At 51.5% G+C, this 20,832-nt stretch carries 17 protein-coding genes; 3 read left to right on the top strand and 14 right to left on the bottom strand.

Features of this window, described 5'->3' with window-relative positions:
• Positions 1–144 precede the first annotated feature (144 nt).
• From H583_RS0127025 to H583_RS0126995, 7 genes are all read right to left on the bottom strand, one after another.
• On the bottom strand, positions 145–1,059 hold the full coding sequence (locus H583_RS0127025) for a DMT family transporter (RefSeq protein WP_028563211.1): 915 nt from the start codon (positions 1,057–1,059) through the stop codon (positions 145–147).
• 94 nt (positions 1,060–1,153) lie between these two features.
• Positions 1,154–2,731: an HAL/PAL/TAL family ammonia-lyase gene (locus H583_RS34470; RefSeq protein ID WP_051237127.1), complete on the bottom strand. Its 1,578-nt coding sequence runs from the start codon at positions 2,729–2,731 to the stop codon at positions 1,154–1,156.
• On the bottom strand, positions 2,724–3,830 hold the full coding sequence (locus H583_RS0127015) for a thiohydantoin desulfurase (RefSeq protein ID WP_028563210.1): 1,107 nt from the start codon (positions 3,828–3,830) through the stop codon (positions 2,724–2,726). Before H583_RS0127015 ends, H583_RS34470 begins: the two co-directional genes overlap by 8 nt.
• 493 nt (positions 3,831–4,323) lie before the next feature.
• A complete protein-coding gene (locus tag H583_RS0127010) occupies positions 4,324–4,620 on the bottom strand; it encodes a hypothetical protein (protein ID WP_028563209.1) in 297 nt (98 codons plus the stop codon).
• Positions 4,621–4,737: 117 nt separating this feature from the next.
• Positions 4,738–5,670, bottom strand: coding sequence for a macrolide 2'-phosphotransferase (locus tag H583_RS0127005; protein ID WP_028563208.1), 933 nt, complete (start codon positions 5,668–5,670; stop codon positions 4,738–4,740).
• Between the two features lie 589 nt (positions 5,671–6,259).
• Positions 6,260–7,357 (bottom strand): response regulator, encoded by a 1,098-nt coding sequence (locus tag H583_RS34465; RefSeq protein ID WP_051237078.1) that lies wholly within the window; start codon positions 7,355–7,357, stop codon positions 6,260–6,262.
• Between the two features lie 68 nt (positions 7,358–7,425).
• On the bottom strand, positions 7,426–9,126 hold the full coding sequence (locus H583_RS0126995) for a DUF4127 family protein (protein ID WP_028563207.1): 1,701 nt from the start codon (positions 9,124–9,126) through the stop codon (positions 7,426–7,428).
• A gap of 390 nt (positions 9,127–9,516) precedes the next feature.
• Between H583_RS0126995 and H583_RS0126990 the strand changes: the two genes are divergently transcribed.
• Positions 9,517–11,625 carry a methyl-accepting chemotaxis protein gene (locus tag H583_RS0126990; protein ID WP_028563206.1) on the top strand — a complete coding sequence of 703 codons (2,109 nt, stop codon included), beginning with the start codon at positions 9,517–9,519 and terminating at the stop codon, positions 11,623–11,625.
• A 206-nt stretch (positions 11,626–11,831) separates the two neighbouring features.
• Positions 11,832–12,485 carry a DUF1232 domain-containing protein gene (locus tag H583_RS0126985; protein ID WP_028563205.1) on the top strand — a complete coding sequence of 218 codons (654 nt, stop codon included), beginning with the start codon at positions 11,832–11,834 and terminating at the stop codon, positions 12,483–12,485.
• A 9-nt stretch (positions 12,486–12,494) separates the two neighbouring features.
• On the opposite strand, the gene ytaF is transcribed toward H583_RS0126985, so the two are convergent.
• The gene (ytaF, locus tag H583_RS0126980) at positions 12,495–13,175 is read right to left on the bottom strand and encodes a sporulation membrane protein YtaF (RefSeq protein ID WP_028563204.1); all 681 of its coding nucleotides are present in this window, start codon (positions 13,173–13,175) and stop codon (positions 12,495–12,497) included.
• 671 nt (positions 13,176–13,846) lie between these two features.
• Here ytaF and H583_RS36335 point away from each other — a divergent pair.
• Positions 13,847–13,993 (top strand): DUF1540 domain-containing protein, encoded by a 147-nt coding sequence (locus H583_RS36335; RefSeq protein WP_081667619.1) that lies wholly within the window; start codon positions 13,847–13,849, stop codon positions 13,991–13,993.
• Positions 13,994–14,207: 214 nt separating this feature from the next.
• Here H583_RS36335 and H583_RS0126965 read toward each other — a convergent pair whose 3' ends face one another.
• The 6 genes from H583_RS0126965 to H583_RS0126940 all read right to left on the bottom strand — a co-directional run bounded on the left by H583_RS0126965 (position 14,208) and on the right by H583_RS0126940 (position 20,812).
• Complete coding sequence (locus tag H583_RS0126965) at positions 14,208–15,137, bottom strand: manganese-dependent inorganic pyrophosphatase (RefSeq protein WP_028563203.1); 930 nt, start codon at positions 15,135–15,137, stop codon at positions 14,208–14,210.
• A gap of 199 nt (positions 15,138–15,336) precedes the next feature.
• Complete coding sequence (locus H583_RS0126960) at positions 15,337–16,827, bottom strand: phytoene desaturase family protein (protein ID WP_154666008.1); 1,491 nt, start codon at positions 16,825–16,827, stop codon at positions 15,337–15,339.
• Positions 16,828–16,873: 46 nt separating this feature from the next.
• Positions 16,874–17,617: a lysophospholipid acyltransferase family protein gene (locus tag H583_RS0126955; protein WP_028563201.1), complete on the bottom strand. Its 744-nt coding sequence runs from the start codon at positions 17,615–17,617 to the stop codon at positions 16,874–16,876.
• Positions 17,586–18,401 carry a carotenoid biosynthesis protein gene (locus H583_RS0126950; protein ID WP_051237076.1) on the bottom strand — a complete coding sequence of 272 codons (816 nt, stop codon included), beginning with the start codon at positions 18,399–18,401 and terminating at the stop codon, positions 17,586–17,588. Before H583_RS0126950 ends, H583_RS0126955 begins: the two co-directional genes overlap by 32 nt.
• Positions 18,398–19,288, bottom strand: a complete 891-nt coding sequence (locus tag H583_RS34460; RefSeq protein WP_051237074.1) for a phytoene/squalene synthase family protein — start codon at positions 19,286–19,288, stop codon at positions 18,398–18,400. The genes H583_RS0126950 and H583_RS34460 overlap by 4 nt, the downstream gene beginning before the upstream one ends.
• A gap of 3 nt (positions 19,289–19,291) precedes the next feature.
• A complete protein-coding gene (locus H583_RS0126940) occupies positions 19,292–20,812 on the bottom strand; it encodes a phytoene desaturase family protein (RefSeq protein WP_028563199.1) in 1,521 nt (506 codons plus the stop codon).
• Positions 20,813–20,832: the final 20 nt, after the last annotated feature.

Raw genomic sequence — 20,832 nt, 5'->3', positions numbered from 1 at the left:
TGCCAGACTTCCCAATCACAGAACATAGAATCCCAAGCAGGCTCAAGCCGGAAAAAGCCATAACACAAGAAGGCGCCGGGCGTGCAATGCACAGCCGATGCCTTCTCATGTTATGGTTTATGCAAAATCTATTCTATCGATCATTCAACTAATCAGGCTTTCCTCGCTAACCGGCGGAACCCCCTGGCCGCGACGCCTGGAATTCGTGATGTATACCCCCGCCAGTACGAGAACCCCTCCAAGCAACTGCGCTGTATATATAGGCTCGCCCAGGATAAAATGACCCGCTATTAACGAGATAAACGGCGGGATATTCATAAACATTGCAGCCTTGCCAGGCCCGGCAACCGCAACTCCCTGCGTCCACCATACACCCGACAGTGCTGTTGTCATGCCCAGCACAATCAATAGCACGATGACCAAGGTGTCCCCGCTTGCTTTGATCTGTCCGGTGAGTGCTTCTCCCCCCGCTAAAGGCGCCATTAAGAGGACCCCGACGGGTCCTGAATAGAAGTATATCGATACGGATGACATGCTCTTCGCCAACAAGGGAGTAAACAGCATGCTTATGGTCATGCCCAGCATCGCCGCCAGAAGCAGCAAATCCCCCATCGAAATTCGGAAGGAAGCCCCACCCGAGCTGACGATGACGAGTACGCCAAGGAACCCCAAGAAACCGCCCAGCAGCTTAATTCCGGTCAATCGGACCTTGAGGAAGATGCGCTCCAGTATAATGGCGGCAAGCGGCGCCACCGCATAAATTAATGAAGCATTCGCAGCTGTCGAATACTGAAGGCCAATAAAATATAAAGGCTGCTGAATCAAGGTGCCGAATATGGACGACAGCAATATAATCAGCCATTCTTTCCGGGTGGGCCATCTTTGTTTGCCTGTCTTGACAAGCACGCTGAGCATGAATAGCCAGGTCAAACACATTTTGGAGAAGGATAACAAAATCGGTGAAAATGAATGCAGCAAAAAAGCGCTGACGACATAGCTGAACCCCCACAGCATGGCTACACCCAGAAGGACCAGCAACGCTGATTTCTGCTCTGACATGATGATTTCCGCACTTCCTTAATGGAACAGCCTTGCCGGGCTGTTTTTCCGAATGGGTTCAAGCTACCACTGCCAGTACATAACTTAAATGAATTTATGGACAAGATGCAGCTCCGCCATGCAGCGCTGTGCGAACCTGGACAAGCACCTGTCCGCTCTTCATCAATTCATACGCACGCTGAATATCTGCTGACAAATTGCGGTCCTCTGCCAGAAAGGGAACAGCAGTCCGAATCGCAGCATAGGCCGCCTGCGAACCACGCCCTAGCCTTAAGCCGCCGCGCAGATCGATCGCCTGCACCGCGTGTATGGCCTCAATGCCAAGCACAATGCGCAACCTGTCCAAAATCTCCCTTGTTTTGGAAACGACAAAAGGAGAGTTCGCAGCATGATCCTCAATATCTCCGGCAATGGAGAAGTAGTCGGAGGAAGCCGGGTTGATCAGGTGGCGAATTTCTGTATCGAGTGCAGTAATCGTCTTTTGCAGCGTGCAATAGCCTATCGAACAATTTTCATCCGCCGTCAGGAAACGGGTAAGTCCGGTAAACGCCGGTGTACCCAGCTTGAGCGTCCGATAGCTTGAGCTCTTGGACAAATGATGCAGGGCGCTGCCCAGCATTTCGAACGCCAATGTCCAAGGCAGCGCTTCGAAGTTGGCACAAGATACAATCCTGCGCTCCTCCAGCAATACACATGGATTGTCATCCGAACTGTTAAGCTGGATTTCAAGCTGCTCTATGGCATAGTGCAATGCATCTCCGGCAGCCCCGTGAATTTGGGAAGCATTGCGGAAGCTGAGCGGATCCTGCAAGGATTGTGCATTGTAGTCCGTCCACAGATCGCTTCCTTCCAACAATGCCCGGATGCGGGCAGCGCTTTGCAACTGGCCGGGATAAGGCCGCTTCAACTGAACTGCCGGATCGAGCGGGCTGACATTGCCACGAATCGCTTCCAACGAAAGGGTATAGATGATATCTGCAAGCTCCAGCAGCTCTGTACATTCATGGAGTGCCAGCGCTGCAGTTCCTGCGGATAGCGCATTTGAGCTGATAATTGCCAGTCCATCCTTGGGACCAAGAACGAGCGGCGCCAGCCCTGCCTGCTCCAGTGCTGTCAAAGCCGGCATCGGCCTGCCCGCCAGTTCCACTTCTCCCTCACCGATGAAAGCAAGGCCGATATGGGCGAGCAATGTAATATCCGCTGCTCCGATCGAGCCTCTCAGCGGCAGACGCGGATGAATATGCAGGTTGAGAAAATCCGCATACTGCTGAACAATTGCAGGCTGGACACCCGTGCAGCCGAGCAGCAGCGTATTTAATCTGGCAAGCATGACCGCCCTTACCTCCGCTTCAGAGGCATAGGGCGCTACACCTGCACTGTGCGACAAAATCATATTGCGGTTGAACCGCTCAAAAAACGCCTTGTCAATTACCTTATCCTTGTTCCAGCCAACCCCGCGGTTAAAGCCATAAACCGGAATGTTCTGCTCTGCCAGCTCAAAAATCAACTGCCGGGATGCTCCCACCCGTGCAAACGCTGCTTCGGCAATCGTAACTTTTCTCGATTCGCAAGCGACCTCATAAATCTCCTGGACAGACAACCCTTGTCCGTTCAGGATTAGCGCAGCTGCTGCTAACGGAATTCCGCTGGCGGCTCGTTCGTGATCAGACATTTGCTTTTTCAACACCGTCCAGAGCATATTTTAACAGTTCAATTCCAAGCGCCTGCTCCACCTCTGGATATACAGAAGGGTCTTTGACACTGGAGCTGAGCGGAATCAGAGACTTATCGATAACAAATACGCCAATTTCCTGACCCTCTCTTATATGACCGACACTTACAGGCTCACCCGTCTCCAGAGAGATGGTCGTGATTACATCCGGGAAGGTGCTGAGTCGCGTGCCCTTGCTGTCGTCGACCGCCATATACTCATTCATGACATGAAGCTTCAGCTTCTTCTTGCCAGTACCTACCTCGATAATTCCGATATCAAATGCACCGGAGTAATGTACGTCTTTCTTCGTCACTTTTCCTTTGCCGATAAAAGTTCCGCCTGTTTTCTTGCAGATTGTCTCCATTACATGCTCAGCGCCTTGCGGCTCTGCTTCTATGATCGCGCGACCCAATTCAAGTGCAATCGAAATACCGCCGACAGCAGCATGCTCCCGGATATATTTTGCAGGGAGCGGATGACGTGCAGCTGCAATAAAACCGCCTGCCATATCCGATGCCGTCCGCAAAATGTTGGAAGTTTTGGCCGGAGTGCCTGCCGTTACAAGCTCAATGTAGGTGCCAAGCTCCGGCTTGCCGCCTGCTACAGCCTGAATCGTCTCGAAGTCCGTACGGGATGCCAGACCAAGTGAGCCCATTTTTCCTGTTGGATGCGCACGGATGTCGCCAGTGGCGTCCACAACGACAAGACCAAGCGCTGCTGCGGGAAGCCAGCCGTTGATCGTGCTTGACATGCCGTTCTGCGGTGTCATCACACCAACAACCTTGCCCTCATAACGTTCAATAACCAGTTGAACAGCTTTAATATAATCTTTGCCCAACATCTGCCAGTCTGTTCCGGCTGGAGCACCGATCGCCGTACAGGTCAGAATGATGGCATCATCAGGCAGCTCGTCCACAGATACCAGCTTCGGTCTGCCTACTGTAACCGCTGCGGTACCAATTTCCAATCCATGGTCCACCCAGCCGCCTCCCCCTGCGGCAAATACAGAGCCGCCTTTAACGGCTGCCAGAACATCCTCTTTCGTTAATTCACGCATAAGATTACCTCCTCATATTTTCCGCTATTTGTACGAAACAGCCATCAGATTACAATACTAGCCATACAAAAAAAGTCTCATTCTTCCAAAATGTAAGAATGAGACTTCTACAATTCGGACAGCCTCTAACATTATTATATTATGATAATTGGGTATTATATTGTAATATTAAATGGAGTCCAGAATGTTGTCAATATAATTTTTAGTAATCCTATAGGAATTAAAATACCACTTTCTCAGACCTGTGGCTGTACTCGCCCCCCCTTCTAAGAGCGCTTGCTTTATCTCCGCTCAATTGAAAGCAGATCTATCCTCATCAGTCATAAATATTGTCTTGTTTTCTATTTTCATTATAATCCCGAAAGCTTATTCTTATTTAATAGTAGGAACAAGTTTCCATATGGTCGTAAACGGCTTTTTAGACATACAAAAACAGACCTGAAAGGAGCGTTTCATTCTCCTGTCAGGTCCGTCTGCTTAAGCTTTCTTTATACTATTTGAAATCCGATGAGAAAAATCTGTTAAACATGCCGATCGCCGTAATTTTATCTTTTTCTGTCAGCTTTGCCGTACAGCGGACGGCCACTACATAGTTGTCGCAGACCGTCATATTCTGAATTACCTGATCGCCAAGCCCGCCCAGCAGATTAATTCCCCATGAGACAATTGCATTGTCGGCCTCGCGTTTGACCTCATTTTTCAGCCAATCTGTAAAATCTGCTTTCTTGGGCACTGTTACGACTGACACAATGATAAATAATGCAAACGCTCCTACAATCAGCTTTTTCATTCTCCATGCTCCCCCAAATGTATACAAGAATAGAAATAATATCTCTTCCTTTTACGTCTTTTGAAGGAATAAAGTTTCAACCGGACTCCAAGGCCCGATCTGGTGAATAGAGGCGGCTCAGTCAGCACTCCACTGCTCCAGCATTCCTTTGGCCATTTCCAAATCCGCTTCTTTCCCTGTTGTTAGCGCGAATTTGGCGACCACTGCCGGGTAAGCTGCCCACTGCTCCGCAATATGTTCCGGCATACGCGGCCATACCCGGCCCCCTGCCTTCTCATATCTTTGCAGCAAATCCCGCAGCCCTTCATCACCGAACAATGCAAAGTAAATAGCAAAATCCTTGCCCGGATCACCCACCTCTGATTCTGTCCAATCCAGCAATCCGGATACCCGCTGATTCTCATCCACTACAATATGGGGCGGATGAAGATCGCCATGGTTCAGCACGGAATAGTCCGGCCAATAGGAATCGGTAGCCAGCCAGGCCTCCCAGCGCTTAAGCAGCTTGGCAGGCACCGTAAAGTGCTCTTGGACCTCTGTAACATTCCGCGCAAACCCCTCACGCGCCTCCGCCGGGCTGTTTACACGAAGTCCCGCTTCCGCCGCTGCCTCATGTTGGATGCCGTGCAGTGCAGCCAAAGCGCCTGCCAATGAATCAAAAAACAGTTCTTTCAAGGACTGCTGTTCATATTTCCACGCATAACCGCCTGCAGCAAGGTCGACAGTCGCTACCGGGTGACCCGCCAGCAGCGGATAAGCAATCAGCTCTGGCGAGAATATCCGCCAGTCCGGAACATTTACCGGGAGCAACCGGCTTACCAGCTTGAGCACCTTGTGCTCATTCTCCGCTCTCTCCCATACATCCTCACGCCGAGGCTTCCTCAGCACCCAACGGCTTCCTTCATGATCTGTCGCGAAAGCAACAAGAAAATCCATCCCCGTTTCATTAATTTCCATTCCGGCTTTGTTCAACTCCAAGCCATGCTTACGCGCAGCAGCCAGCATTTCCTCCATCACCGCAAGGTGTTCATTTGAGTGCATAATCGTCATTCTGACACACGCTCCTTCTCGATATGAAATACAAAAAAAACACAGACGTATTGCCCGCCTGTGCTGTTCGTAAACGAAAAGGTATCCCTGTCTGTCCCAGTAGCCTGAAATCAGCAAATTGCAAACACAGAATACACGCTGCCGCTCATAGAGGCAGAATGACTCTGTGAAACCTAACAGCTTCCCTATACATCAATAAGGAAGCGGCTAATCTCTGACATCAATTGAATATGGGTTAACGTAAATAGGCAGACCAATCCCGATTACTCCGCACAAGCAGAGCCAGATAGCAAGCTTCAATTAGACGCAAGCCTTTCTTAACCGGAAATAATTCGCCACACGTAACCCTCCATTCATTTTGAATAGCCTTATCCTACCATAAGTGTTTCATCATTTCAATAAGAAAACTGGCCCTGCCGCGGGTAATCGCCCATGATTTCCATAGCTTCAGACCGGTTGCCGGTACGATCCTATTGCAATAAGGGTCAGATTAACCTGATTGTCGATATGGTCATTGCCCGTTTTAATGATTCAAAATAAAATAGCCTCCGGTACCGTTTCTGTGACCCGGTGCCGGAGGCTATTCTTTTTATGCTTCTTCCATCATCATCTGATAGGCACGGCGCTGCTCCTCTGCAGTCAGCTTATCACCAATTTGTTCATAGGTCTTGATCAGCCCCAAATGCCCCTCCTCTGAATACGGGTGAAGCTGAACAATCCGCTGATACACCGCTACAGCCGCCGTCAGCATCTGGCTGCCAGCGTAAAAGGAGGCAAGCTGCAGCGCATGATGCAGCCAGTTCAAACGAAGACGGTGCCGTTCACTTTCCGCCCACAGGTAACCCTGCTCTCCGAAATAATCCCCGGTGTAACTATCAATCAACTTCTGATGCCTCTCGTAGTTATGCAGATTTACTTTCCCGAGCTGAAGCATCTCCTCCTGCCATAGATCCGAGTCAATTCGTACTTGCTTCAGATCCAGCTTATACCCCCGCTGCGCTCCCACTTTATCGATCGCTATATCAATATTTAGTTCCTCAAGCATTTTGCGTATCTGATAAATAATAGTATACAGATGAGTCATCGCTTTCTTATATTCAGTATCGGGAAACAGCATGTCAATCAGCGTTTCTTTGTTGACCACACCCGTCCGGTTATGCAGCAGAAAGCAAAACAACTCCTCAGATTTAAGCGTTCGCCACCGGAAAGATTCAAGCGCACCTTCCGTCCTTTCATACTGAAGCATGTTCAGACAGCGGATGACCGGGGCTTCGGCAGGAATCAGCTGTTCCACCCTCAGCCTGAACCTGTTCTTAAGCTTGGCAGCCGTCTTCTCCAGCCTGCTGCGCTGCAACGGCTTGAGGACATAATCCATCGCATTCAGCTCGAAAGCCTCTACTGCATACTGGTTATAAGCGGTAATGAATACGATATCTGCTGCAGGCCAGTTTTCCTGAATCAACTCTGCGGCTTGCAGGCCGTCCAGCTCGGGCATATCGATATCGAGGAAGACAACATCCGGTCTTGCTTCGGGCACAGCACGGACAGCCTCAACAGGATTCGTACATGTTCCGGCAATGTCGAATCCACCCAGATCCTTCAGCATGCTTTCCAGATACAGAAGAGCAAGCGGTTCATCATCGATCAGATAAGCCCTGATCATCTGCATATTCACCACACTTAGCATTAATATTATCCTGATTATACCATACGTGCGGCGCTGTTACCCGTTGTTAAAATAATGGCCATTTCACCTTAGCAAAGCGTTATGCACGGATTCAGTGTAATTTCAAAAGCGCGACCCCATGTAAAGCGGGTTGTGTATGACGGGAGAACCACGCTTCTGTATGGCGCAAGGGACCATACTCCATTTTGGATGCAGCGGATATTGCGTGCTGCTGGCGAACAATCCGGCATAAAGGCATTGGTCTGTGCAAGCTCTGCTGTATACATTTGCATGTATTCCTCCAGCAATACGGACAAGACAACATAATCGCTCTCCGAAATGAAGAGGAGCAAATTCGAATCCGCTGTCACATTTGTATATGGAGTCCGGCTTGCCGCTTCTAAACGGATCTCTCTGATAGTCACAGCTTTATAATAGTAATCTTTGAGAAATCTCTTGAACAACAGCGATCCATGTGCGTTCAATGCAGCATTCAGTGAAGAAGGCGGCACGGCTGCTGTCAAAAATGCATATCGGGCCTGCCCCATGCCCACAGCGAGTCCAATCTTGTTCCCGGCTGTATTCCATGCGCTATACCCGAGAAGCCTTCCTGTAAAAGGACTGGCGAGCAATGCCCTGGTAACCGTCTCATTGGCTACACCGCCGCTGGTAAAATCAATGACTACAGAAGGCACTCCACATGCCCCGTTTGCTTCTACATGCGCTACCGCCTGCGCAGCCTGATTCTCTGCAGTTACAGCTATAATATCAATCTCGTAAGGGGCGTTCACAACAAGCTTGCCGCCGACGATATCAATATGGCTTTTGATATTTTGATGGACATCCATATATTCATATGGATTCACAATGGTAGAACCATGGGGACCGTAATAACTCACTCTGTACCTTGGCTTGGCATTGCCATGATACAACCGGGCCGCCATCCGGGCCAACAGGGAATGTCCAAGTCCGTCCGCATCAGGCAAAATAACAGCCCTCTCCGGATTATCGCCATCTGTGCCTCCAAGCCAGGTATTAATGCGGTCCTCTACCCAGGCTATTTCATTCGCCTGAACCCCCTCAATATAGGCATCGTCTACACCAATGGCGAGAAAATCAATGTACCCTGCCCGGGCAAGACACTCCAGCACATAATGGGTCGTTTTTAGTTTATGGCGGCGTGTGTTGTAAAAATGCTCTTTATTAAAATGAACCGTGTCCCCATAAGCCGTGCCGTCCGGCTTAAGATCGTAACCTTCCAAAATGTCCTCAAACGAAGTAAAGCTCTTGCGCGGCCGCCGCATAAAATTTCGGGACTCCTGATAAGCAGGCGTTGTAAGCCCCTCAACGTGAACCGTCGTAGCCAGACGCATAATCGTGTCCATGACATAGACCGGCTTATGGGGACAGGCTTGCTTGATCTGGCGGATGATATCCAACAATTGTGTCGTTTGCGGATCAAAGCCGGGATACGCCCCGCTATCCTCTGTACGCAAATGACGGCTCCCGATCAGGCCGCCGTAGGCCAACATATCTACCGAGATAATAAACCCGTCTGCCCCGCCGGCCCGCTCCAATATAAACTGTCCGATATTGGCCGGCTTTCCGTACACGGGCGAGCTTGTGCTTGCAACCTCTGATCCGGACACCGTCTTTTGGGTATCCAGGCGATTGCGGATATCAGCAGCATCCGGTGTAATCACTTGAATTCCTGCGGATCTTCCCTGTGTGATCACATCATCGAGATTGACAGGACGGTCATCGAGCGGAACATACACTACCTTTTTCATCAACATCACTCCCTGGTATAAGTTATGACAGGCTGCGGGGGATTGATGAATCCTCCATTGGTTGTTGCTTGTGCCGTCACTTATATAGGAAAAATAATTGGCCCGGATACAACCGGACTTCAAGAACTTTTGTGAAAATCACGATTTTTTTCTGGGCAGCCGTGCACGGCCTCTCGGAGTTAATAGACCCGCCAAATGGGGGTATGGATGGTTTTTTTAGCATCCTTTTATAAAAATTTATTAAATTCGGATCTTTATCTGTCGATTTATAGATAGTTTTGTCGATAATCTATTATACTTTCTTTTAGGGGTACCCAGGATTTTACTTTTCCCTGTTCGGCATAGCCGAGTAATCCCCTGCCAACATGCATACACAAGGAGTTGAAATTAATGAAATGGTTTGCCAATCGCAGCGTGAAGACCAAACTGGTCACCTTAATCTGCATTTCCCTGCTGCTGGCGTTCGGAGCGCTGCTTTACTCCAACATCAGCAGTATGTACAAACTCACGCTTGATAAGGGAGAACTGACGACGATGCAGTCGGCAGATGCGGCAGCAGATTTATTCCAGGATAAGCTGAACCGGCTCGAAGCTTCCCTGAAGACGATGGGGGAAGTGCTGCTGGATGCCAGCGAGAATAATACGTTCAGCCGCGCGGAGGGTGTGCGCCTGCTGGAGAAGGAACTGAAAAAGCAGCCTGATCTGCTGGCCATTTACACGTTGTGGGAGCCCCAGGCCTTCGACGGGCAGGACGAGGTGAACAAGAGCAAAGAGCGCTATGATGATGACAGTGGCAGATATCTGCCTTACGTTTTCCGGGAAGGGGACGAAATTCTCGTTGAAACATTGGATTATTACACGGATCCGAATTCCGAGAAGAGCCAATATTATTTCTTGCCTAAATCTACGAAGCGTACATACTGGTCCGAGCCGATGGATTACATCGTGAACGGCAAGAATGCGATGCTTAATAGTGTGACGGTACCGGTACTGGACAAAGACGGCAATTTTGTCGCGATTGTAGGTGCGGATTTCAGTCTGGACTTTCTGCAAAAAATGACCGAGACGCTGAAGCCGCTTGGCGGTTACTCCTCGATCATTTCCCAGAAAGGAATCTTCGTAAGCAACGGCCGCTATCCGGAGGAGATTCAGACCGAATTCGGAGACAGTCCCGATAAAGCGGCAATTTGGCAGCAAGTGCTGCAAGGCGATTACAAGCATTATACGGATGACCGGGATGATGAAAATGTCATTCGGATGTTCACCCCGATTGTACTTGAAGGATCGGACAACCGGATGTATATGCAGACAGTCGTATCTGAAGATGTCGTATTGGAGGAATTCCACAGCTCATTGTTAACTACCATCCTGATCGCTGTCGGATTGCTAATTTTGCTTGGGGCATTCATGTATGCCTTTATCCATTTAATTGTCAGACAAATCGCAAGGGTCAATGACTTGTCTGTCAAGCTGGCCGAAGGCGACTTCACCGGAAAGCTGGAGGTACGCAACCAGGATGAGCTTGGAAGCATGACCGCACGCTTGAATGAAATGATGGACAAGCTGAGACTGACCATCAAGACGGTATCAGATCATTCCTTGTCCATTGGAGCCACCTCCGAGCAGCTTACAGCCAGCGCTGATCAGACCGGGAAGGCAGCCGAGATGATTGCCGCCTCCATCCAGGAGGTAGCAGCAGGCGCCGAGTCCCAGCGGAATGATGCCGCTGAGACTGCCAGGACAATGAATGAGCTCGCTGCCGGTATCGATAAAATCGCCACGTCGGCATCTGAACTTGCGGACTCCTCGCAGGTGGTTGAGAAGCAGACACGCGACGGCAATGAGTATGTACAGGCTTCTGTCCGCCAGATGGCAATCGTATCGGATTCTGTAGAGCAGTCATCCCGCATCATCCGGGAGCTGAATGACAAGTCTGAGGCTATCGGCCGTTTTGTCGGCATTATTACGGGCATCAGCTCCCAGACGAATATTTTGGCCCTGAATGCTGCTATTGAAGCTTCACGGGTTGGCGAGCACGGCCGCGGCTTTGCCGTCGTCGCAGAAGAAGTGCGCAAGCTGGCAGAGCAGTCCAACCAGGCTGCAGGCCAAATATCCGTTCTGATCCAGGAGATTCTCACGCAAGTCTCTGCTGCCTCGCAAGCGATGGAGCAGGGCGCCTTGGAGACCGGGCGCGGTGTTGAGGCTGTAGAAAACAGCGGCCGCATCTTTGCCACTATCACGCAGGAAATGACGGATGTGAACAGCCAGATCAACGAGCTGTCTGCTGCCTCCCAACAGATGTCTGCGAGCGTTGAGGAAGTGACTGCTTCTGTTGCCCAGATGGAGCAAATTGCCGAGAAATCAGCGACCAGTGCCCAAAGTGTAGCAACAGCTTCCGAGGAACAGCTCGCAACAATGGAGGAGGTCAGCGCAGCTGCTTCCCAATTGTCCAACATGGTGGAAGAGCTTGTGGAACTGATGAGCAAGTTCAAAACCTGATGATTGTTTTCAAATGGATTACCTGATGATTTTCCAGGCCTGCCGGCTCCCTCGCATCTTTATTGCGGGAGCCGGCAGGCCTGTTTAACTAGCCCATGATCAATTTCGGCCATTCCCATCAGCCACTTCCGCAGGTGTTGTCTATTCTCCCCTCTGCCCTCATATAATTCAGATCATAGACAGCAACATGGAAAGGAGGAGATCCCATGTCCCGTTCACCCGAGACTGAAGGGCCGAACAAGCTCGGCACCATGCTCAAGGAGTTGATGAAGCAGCACAATCTATCCATGCGCAAGACCAGCTCGCTGACGCAGATCGATACCGCTACCATATCCCGGATCGTGAACGGCAAGCAGGCCGCACGAACGGGCCATCTCCAGAAATTTGCCGAAGCACTTCAGGTTCCGCTTCATCAATTGCTGGAAGCGGCAGGTCTGGAAATCCGCCAACCTCCTGAACATGGACTCAAGCAGTCTCTGGATTCCATTCAGGAGATGTTCGCCGCGAACGGATTTTTTAATGGGCAGGATACGACGCGACAGGTGGAACAGGCACTTTCCGGATATGAAGAATACGCTCAAACCAGTGAAGCCCAGCGGATGATTCATGATGGCTTCCGGGCCAAAATCCTCCAGGTGGACGGTGCCGGGCCTTTCATCGACCGCCTGGAGGATATGTATGCCGCGTTTTGCAATAAACAAACCTCTGCTATGGAAAAAAGGGTCATCGGTGCGGGACTGCTTTATTTTATCTGGTCAGCAGACATCATCCCGGATTATCTGTTCCCGATCGGCTATCTGGATGATGCGATTGCGGTCACTTTGACCTTGGACCGACTGAGGCAAATCCGCAACTCCTGAGAGAGGACGCTACAGGAACGCACCTGCCGCAATAATCAGCAGCAGCAAACCGCTTATCAAAGTCCCGAACTGTCCGACAGAAAAGGAACCAATTCGTACATCGGACAGTTTGCGTCCCAAGTATACCCCCAGCCACACCGTAACAAAGCTTCCGATTGCAGCCGATGCGGAAATTGCCAGCGGCGGGAAGCCCAGCATTCCTGCCCCTACTCCGTTCGTCAGTGCATTGGCAGACAGCGCTACTCCAAGCAGCATCGATTCCCAGAAGCCGATGGCTCCTGAACGGTCGAGATCCGCGCGCTCGGGATTCTGCAGCAGGCCGGACAAGCCGCCCAGCTTTTTAGTCGTCCCCTTTTTGGCCCCCATCCTGCTCATCTTCCCTGGTCTTGGCTGCCCCCTGTCCGCCGCGGGCTGATGCCCGGCTGGTCTGGGAATTGCCAGCAGGATAATGCGCAGTCCGATAATAAACAGCAGGAAGGCTCCCAATATGACCGGCAGTATCCCGGGCAATATCGCTGAAATCCACCTGCCAGCCAATATTCCGCCCATGCTGAACAAGAAGCAGATGACCGCAATCCACGTATTGGAGAGAACACCGATTCTAATCTTCCGAATTCCGTAAGACATGCCTACGCCCAAATTGTCCACGCTGGACGCAATAGCCAGACCAAGCACAAACATCCATTCCATCCCGGGTACCTCCTGCACTGTTTGTTATTGTCTAACCGTACACTATATTGTCTGAATCTCAACATCGTGCCAGTCCTGAGGAAAAAATGTTGAGAAAATTTCAACATCAGGCTCAACATGCCGATCTAAACGCGTCCCGGTCACACTTCTGATATTGCTGCCCTGTCAGCGTATGAAGAGAAAGCCCTTGCTATACAGACTGAAAAGTCCGTGCTTGAGCCGACCGAAGCTGTAACCCGTATTTCCAATAGCAGATTGCCGGAAAAGGTATATGTTAAGGTCATGAAATATTTCAGCCACAAACAACTTACGGAGTTAATCATCTTTATGAACACAAATCAGACCAGCCATCACCTTCTGCTTGAGAAACAGGGGTGATGGCTGGTTTTTTTACATCGTTGAATATTTACGGCATGATATAAAATCAGGCCGGAATAAGGATTAGATTCATCATGAATCAGGACTTGTAAAATACGGAGCAGAGCGGGTTGTACGCTTGCCTGATTATTGGTAGATTTGATATGATAGAGAAGTAGGATCAGGAAACACAAATAGCCCTCTAATCATAGAGGGAGTAGCAGCTCATGCTGCGCAAGCTTCCACCTTGTGCAACGCAGGCTGTATCTGATTTTGTGTTCCATAATAATTCAACGCCAAGGAGGTGTCAAACTATGGCTAAAGACGTATTGTGCGAAGTGAACTCCTGCCGTCACTGGGATAGCGGCAACAAATGCGGTGCTGAGACCATTTACATCGTTGCACATAAAGAAGCTCAAACATCCACTGAAACAGACTGCCAAACCTTTGAAATGAAATAGGCTGACTTTGGGGAGGAACAATGCCATGTTCCTTCTCTTTTTGTATTTTATCAAGAATGAGAATTGTTATCAAGCTTTTTTTGAAGAAAAATAGGATTCCGTTCCTTGCCCCTATCCTTGCATTTCAAAGATTGCAGCGGGCAGCGGATCATCAGGGCTTAATTTTGCATGTCCCCTTCTGTCCGCCATCCGCCAAAATTCCCTTATTCCAAGCTTAGCTGCTCAATGTTTCTGTAAGTATAGGCACGATTTGCTTCTTGCGGGATACAACACCCTTCAGAACCGCTTTGTTGTTCTCCAGTGTTACATTGTATGCTTTCTCAACAGCCGCAGTCTGGCTTCCGAGTGCCAAGGCAACGGAGTCGCTGTTCAGGATGTCGGTTACAACCAATACGAACAGATCAAGGCCTTTGCTTGCAATGATTCCATTCAGCGCATCCTCAAGCTCAGCCTGCCGGGAAATGACATCGTTAGGATCAATTGCGTTCACTTGTGCGATTTCTACCTTGTAAGCGCCCATTTGGAACTCTTTCGCATCCACAGACAGCAGCTGCTCAATGGTTTTGTCGCTCAGATCAGCGCCGGCTTTCAGCATATCAAGGCCATAACTATCTGCATTGACGCCGGCAATTTCAGCCAGCTCGCGTGCAGCAGCCACATCCTGGTCTGTGCAGGTCGGGGATTTGAACAGCAGAGAGTCGGAGATGATTGCAGACAGCATCAGGCCGGCAATCGGAGCGGAGATCGCTACACCGTTCTCTTTGTACAGCTTGTTCAAAATTGTCGCTGTGCAGCCTACAGGCTCAGCACGGTAGTACAGCGGGCCAGCCGTCTCAAAATTAGCAATACGGTGGTGGTCGATAACTTCTGTTACCGTTACTTTATCAATATCGTTAGCGCTTTGTTGACGCTCATTATGATCGACGAGAATAACTTCTTTGGCTTCCTCAGATACGGCTTCGACAAGACGCGGTGCATCCACTTTAAAGTAGTTCAAGGCAAAGCTTGTCTCGCCGTTAATTTCGCCCAGACGGACAGCTTCCACATTTTGTCCCAGCTTGGTTTTCAGGTCTGCATACGCGATCGCGGAACAGATGGTATCTGTGTCCGGGTTTTTGTGACCAAAAATCAACGTTTTTTCCATTGTTTCTTACTCCTCCATCGTTGGGTTTGAGAACAGGCAAGGCTGCATCCTTTTGCACAGCAGCTTAAGCCCCATTTCATTATAACGTTAAATAACTATTATTCCTATCCTAATATTTGAGATTGAGAGACGAAATATAAACCCGTCTTTCGCAGTTTTGCTCTGTGCGCCTGCCTGTCCTGCAACCCGGCCCTTCTTTTCAGCCATATTGCTCAATTAATCGCTGTGCAACCAACTGGCCGGACTGGACAACAATTGGTGTTCCGCCCCCGGGATGTGTCGTTCCGCCGACAAACCAGAGATTCTGAATATCTCTGGAACGGTTGGATGGACGCAGGAAGGTCTGGGCTGCCGTATTGGATGAGATTCCATAGATTGCTCCTTTATGCGCGCCTGTGTCCCGATGAAGCTGAAGCGGCGTATAGGTCAGATCCACCTCAGCCTGATCCAGTCCCTCCAAGCCAAGCTGCCCCAGGCGTTGAAGGAGCCGTTGGCTGTATGCTTCACTCTCAATCTCCCAATCCCAACATTCTGATAGATATGGGGCATTTGCCAGCACAAACAGGCTGCTTCCCCCGGACGGGGCCACTCCCTCCTGCGAAGCCGCCGGATTGCAAATATAGATAGTCGGCTGGTCCGGCGGCCGCCTTTTCCCGAAGATCGCCTTGAACTCTTCTTCGTAGTTGTCCGGGAAAAACACCGTATGATGCAGCAGCCGATCATAAGTTCTTGGAACGCCAAGCAGCTTCACAAAGCCCGAAAGCGACGGCTCATACCGTTCTATTCTCTCATTTGCCATCGACGGACGTTCTGCTTCGTCCAGCAGTCTGCTGTAAATGTCCAGCACATCGCCATTGGCAACAATAATATCCGCCGCATGCTCCCCCTCTTCCGTTTCAACCGCTACCGCCCTGCCTTCACGGGTTACAATCCGCCTGACTCTTGCCCCCGTCTGAATTTCCACCCCAAACTCCCGGGCCAGCTTCACAAATGCCTGAACAATCGCATAGGTTCCACCTTTCACACCATAGATTCCCAATGAAGCTTCAACATGGGCCAGCATGGCAAACAAGGCCGGAGCACCATAGGGCGAAGAGCCGATGTAAGTTGCATACCTCCCAAACATGGCGAGTGTATGCGGATGACGAAAATGGCGTGTGAGCAGACGATGCAGCGGTGTAAAAGGCTTAATGCTCAAAAAAGCCGCTGTCATAGCAGGATTCAGCCTATCCCGCCAACCGAGCAGCAGCTTGTTCAAAAAGTGATCCTCCGATTTGCGGTACAGCCGTCCGGCTTCCTTCAAAAAGCCGTGATAAGCCTGTGCATCCCCTGAGCTGTAGGCAGCGATCTGTCCGGCTACCGCTTCAGCGGATGAAGACAGGTCTACAACAGTCCCGTCTGCAAATATATTGCGCGCCGCAGGCTCAAGCGGATAGACGGATAAGTAATCCTCTAGATGACGGCCCGCTGCCGAGAATACTTCCGCGAACCGGTGCAGCATTGTAATTGTGCTTGGCCCCCGGTCGAACCGGTAGCTGCCCGCTTCAATCTGCTGCAGCTTGCCTCCTGCCTGCTCCTGCTGCTCCAGCACTGTTACCCTGAACCCGGCCCTGGCAAGCCGGATAGCAGCGGACAAGCCGCCAAGTCCGGCACCAATGACAATTACCCGTTGTTCCGCTTTGCGTATCATCTTCATCCCCCCCTGGGTTTGCCCCCAATTCTGCCATGCATTCCGCTCAACGATGGCGCATGCTTCCCAGAACCCGCTTCATGCTGTCGAAGTGATCGCTCGTAGACCGCCCGCCCCGAAGCAATGCCGCATATTCAGGGGATGGCAGCGGGGCACTTTGCACAACCGACTGCTTGTGCGCCTCCAATTGCTCATTTAGCCGCTTCCTGAGAACTGCGCTGATGGACCGCCTCTCCATCTCATTCCAGGGCATCATCAGCGGGGCAGCCGCCTGCAAGGTAACCTCTGCCTTTTGATGATGGCAGAGGGAATAATATGCCGTCATTGTCATCACGGCAGCAGCCGGCGAGCTCCGGAGCAGATACGCTGCACCGCTCTTGAATTCCAGCGGGCGGCTCTCCAGATGGCGGATGTCTCCCTGCGGGAACATCCATACCCTTTTTCCGGCTGACAGAAGCTCAGCGGCGTAATCCAGTGAGCGAACAATGCCGCGCGTGCTGGATTTGTCTATAGAGAAAGCGCCCAGCTTGCGGAAGAAGCTGTAGCGGGCAAGCTGGCGCTCGTCCATCATTACGTAATGGTCCCCTTGGGAGCAGGTACAGATGGCGTGGTAGACGATTAGCCCGTCCCACCAGGAGCTGTGGTTCATCAGATACAGCAGGCCTGTCCGGGGAAGGGGATCAAGCTCTCCGGACAGGCCGACATAACGGAAATGGCGACGCAGCAAATAATACGCATTATAGCGGAAAAACAGGGCATTAAAGAGACGGCTTTTGCTCGCTCCGATCAAGGCGGATTCTCCCTTCCAGCACAATCAGTCCGGCGGCGGCAATTCCGAGCGGCCACCAGAGCAGCTCCTTGCCCGCCAGCAATCCAAACATAAACAGCATCCCCTGGGACAGACGGAGCGCTTCCTTGCGAAGCGGCGGCGGTGTCGCAAGCTTGGGCAGCAGCAGCGACATGAGCATCGCAAGCACCAGCCAGCTTAAGAAGTTTTGCAACGGAATCCCGTAGTAGCTGCCCCACTCGGCACTGTCCTTCCAAATCCAGAACTCGCGGGCAGCGGCCACAGGGTCCAATACCAGATCGAACCACAAAGCTACGACTCCTACTTCCAGCGCACGGCCGATCCGGGTCTGGGCACGGGAGACCAACACTCCGCAAACGACAATGCCTGCCCATGCAAATGCAATGGATACCGGTACGCCACTCCCGGTAAAACGCAGCACATTGGTATATTCATACTCGCCAAACGGAAGTCCGCTCTTCATGCCGATCCACTCCGCAGCAAATGTCACAAGCCCGATCAGGACGATACAGAGCAGCAGCATCCAGTCCGGCTGGCCAGCCTCTCGAGACTGGTTTTCCCTGCTGCTGCGGCTGGCTTCCCATAGGAGGATGAATGCATACAAGGCAAAAAAGATATTAAACAGCCCGTTGCTGAATTCCAGCCCGCGGGGCACATGATAAAACAGCATCAGCAGCAGCCCGATAATCATCCAGCCCCAAAATACATAGCGGGCGACAGCAAGATGCTGCGCCTTCTGATTTTCAGGGGATAAGCGCTGCTTCATGATGGCACCGCAATGCTCTCATCCGGACCGCCATCCGGCGGCGGAAAGCTGTGTTTGCTGACCAGATCTCTCAAAATCGCTGCCTTTGTCCTTCCCGGCACATACGAACGGCGGCGAAATACTTCATAGCGGTGGGCAGCCGCATCATCCAGTATGGCGGCATACATTCTCGCCGCCAGCTCCATGCAAAAGCTGCTGGCCCGAGGGTATCCCTGCTTCTCCCGCAATCCCTTTGCGAACCAGTCTTTGGAGAGTGTGCTCAATTCAAGCATGACTGCCGTCCAGGCCGCATTGATTACGCCATGATGAAAATCATGCAATGAATACTGGTGCTTGTTCATCAGTTCCAGCGGAATGTAACGGCGTCCGCGCCCTTGATCCTCTCCGACATCGCGCAATACATTCACAATCTGCATCGCTTTGCCCAGCCAGATGCCAGCCTCTACCGTCCGCTCGTCAGGGGCGGGATGAAGCACAGGAACGAGCATCTCTCCGACCGTTCCGGCTACAAGATAACAGTATGTCTCCAACTGTTCCAGCGTATCGTAGTGCGTCTTCGAGTAGTCCATCCGCTGCCCTTCCATCTGCTTGAAGAAAGGTGCCTTGGCAACGGGGAAGCTTGTGAACAGCCAGCGCATGGCAGGCCATATAAAATGCCCTGAAGCACTTTCCAGCCGGGTAAAGCTCTCTTCCAGCTCCTCTAAAGTAAAAGCAGATTGCTCCGGCTCATCCACAGCGTTATCGATCAGCCTGCAAAAAGCATAGATCACATAGACCGCCTCCTTGCGCGGAGCAGGAAGGAAGCTGAACGCCCGGTGAAAGGTCGTCGAGCCTTCCTTAATCATGGCTTCACAGGCATCCAGTGCCCCAATGAGTTCTTTATCCATCGGTTATCCTCCTGATTGAAGATGATCCGCGAGCAGCTTCGCTCCCTGCATGACAATCGGGATGCCGCCTCCCGGATGAATGGAAGCTCCCACGCTGTATAATCCGCTGAGATGATGGTACGGGACCATTTGCGGCCGGAAGGCCCCCGATTGCAGCCAGGTCGGCGCAATACCGAAGCTTCCCCCGCGGTACCATCCCTCTGCCTCTCCGTCGGCAGGCGTACGGAGCTTCTTCCAGCGTATGGCAGCGCGAAGACCGGGGAATGCCCGCTGCTCAGCATCATCCAGCACCCGCTGGGCCAGCCGCTCCCCAATCTCCCGCCACTGTTCATCCGTTCGCTTGCCGTCTACGGCAGCTGAGCGGAGCGGCATCGGAATTAGCACATACAATACGGAATGACCTTCCGGCGCAGCCCCGGCATCAAGCGCGCAGGGGTTGAACACATAATAAGCCGGAACCTCCCCGCTTGTATCTGCCTGCCCGCTCTTTAACCGTTCCAGACTTGAAGTTAGCGACGGCGGGAGGAAAAATTGATGCGCCAACACTTTCCCCGTCTCCACGTCCTTGTGCTGTTCTCCGCCCCATCTTCGGTCAGCCCCGATGTAGAGAAGAATAGATCCGGATGAAGGCACATATTCACGCCGCGGCTGAAGCTTTTCCGAAGGCAGCAATGCGGGCAGATACGGGAAATCCCCATTGAAAATGACTTGGCTGTGGAGATGGCGCAGCCCGTCGTGGGTCTCAATAGCCTGAACTTTTCCCTGCCGGGTGACGATTTCGCGCACAAATCCTCCTGCCCCAGTCCGGACCTCCACCCCGGCCTCTGTCAGCCTGTGTGCCAGCAGCCCGGACAACCCTGCATAGCCTCCGCGTAAATACCAGATTCCAAAGGCATGCTCGGCATAGGGAATAAAGGTATACAAAGATGGCGAGCCGGCAGGCAGACCGCCGACATACAGCGTTTGCAGCGAAAAGGCATCTATTGCCTGCTCCTGTCTAAAATACCGTGCAGCCAGCTGTCTGGCGCTCAAATGAACGCGAAGCTTGCCGAGCAGCCGGAGATTGCGGCCTGAGAAGAATTCTCTTTTCCTTACAAATGACCGTTGCAAAAACTGGGCCTTTCCTGCCTCAAACAGCTCCCCCAGCTCATTTAAATACCGGTGGACACCTGCTCCCTCTCCGGGGAAAACCCGTTCCAGCTCCTCTGCCATCTGTGCCGGGTTCCGGTACTTCGTCAGCACTTTGCCGTCTGCATAATGAATGTTATAGAGCGGGTCGCATTCCAGCAGCTCGCAGTCAGACTCTCCAATTCCTGCTTCTGCCAGAAGCGACTTGAGCATTTGCGGCAGCAGCACAATCGTCGGCCCGCGATCGATCCGGTACTGCAGCCCGTCTCCTTCATAGGCCAATCTGCCGCCAAGGGACTCCTGACGCTCATAGATGACCGTCTGTCGTCCTTGTTCCGCCAATAGCAGCGCGGTCATCATACCGCCAATCCCGCCGCCTACAATTCCGATTTTCATATCTGATTGCTCCTTCAAAC

Origin of the sequence: Paenibacillus pinihumi DSM 23905 = JCM 16419 (genome assembly GCF_000422505.1) — a bacterium.
Lineage (GTDB): Bacteria > Bacillota > Bacilli > Paenibacillales > Paenibacillaceae > Paenibacillus_D > Paenibacillus_D pinihumi.
The sequence above is the reverse complement of the archived record's forward strand: the minus strand, read 5'-3'. Positions and strand labels throughout refer to the sequence as shown.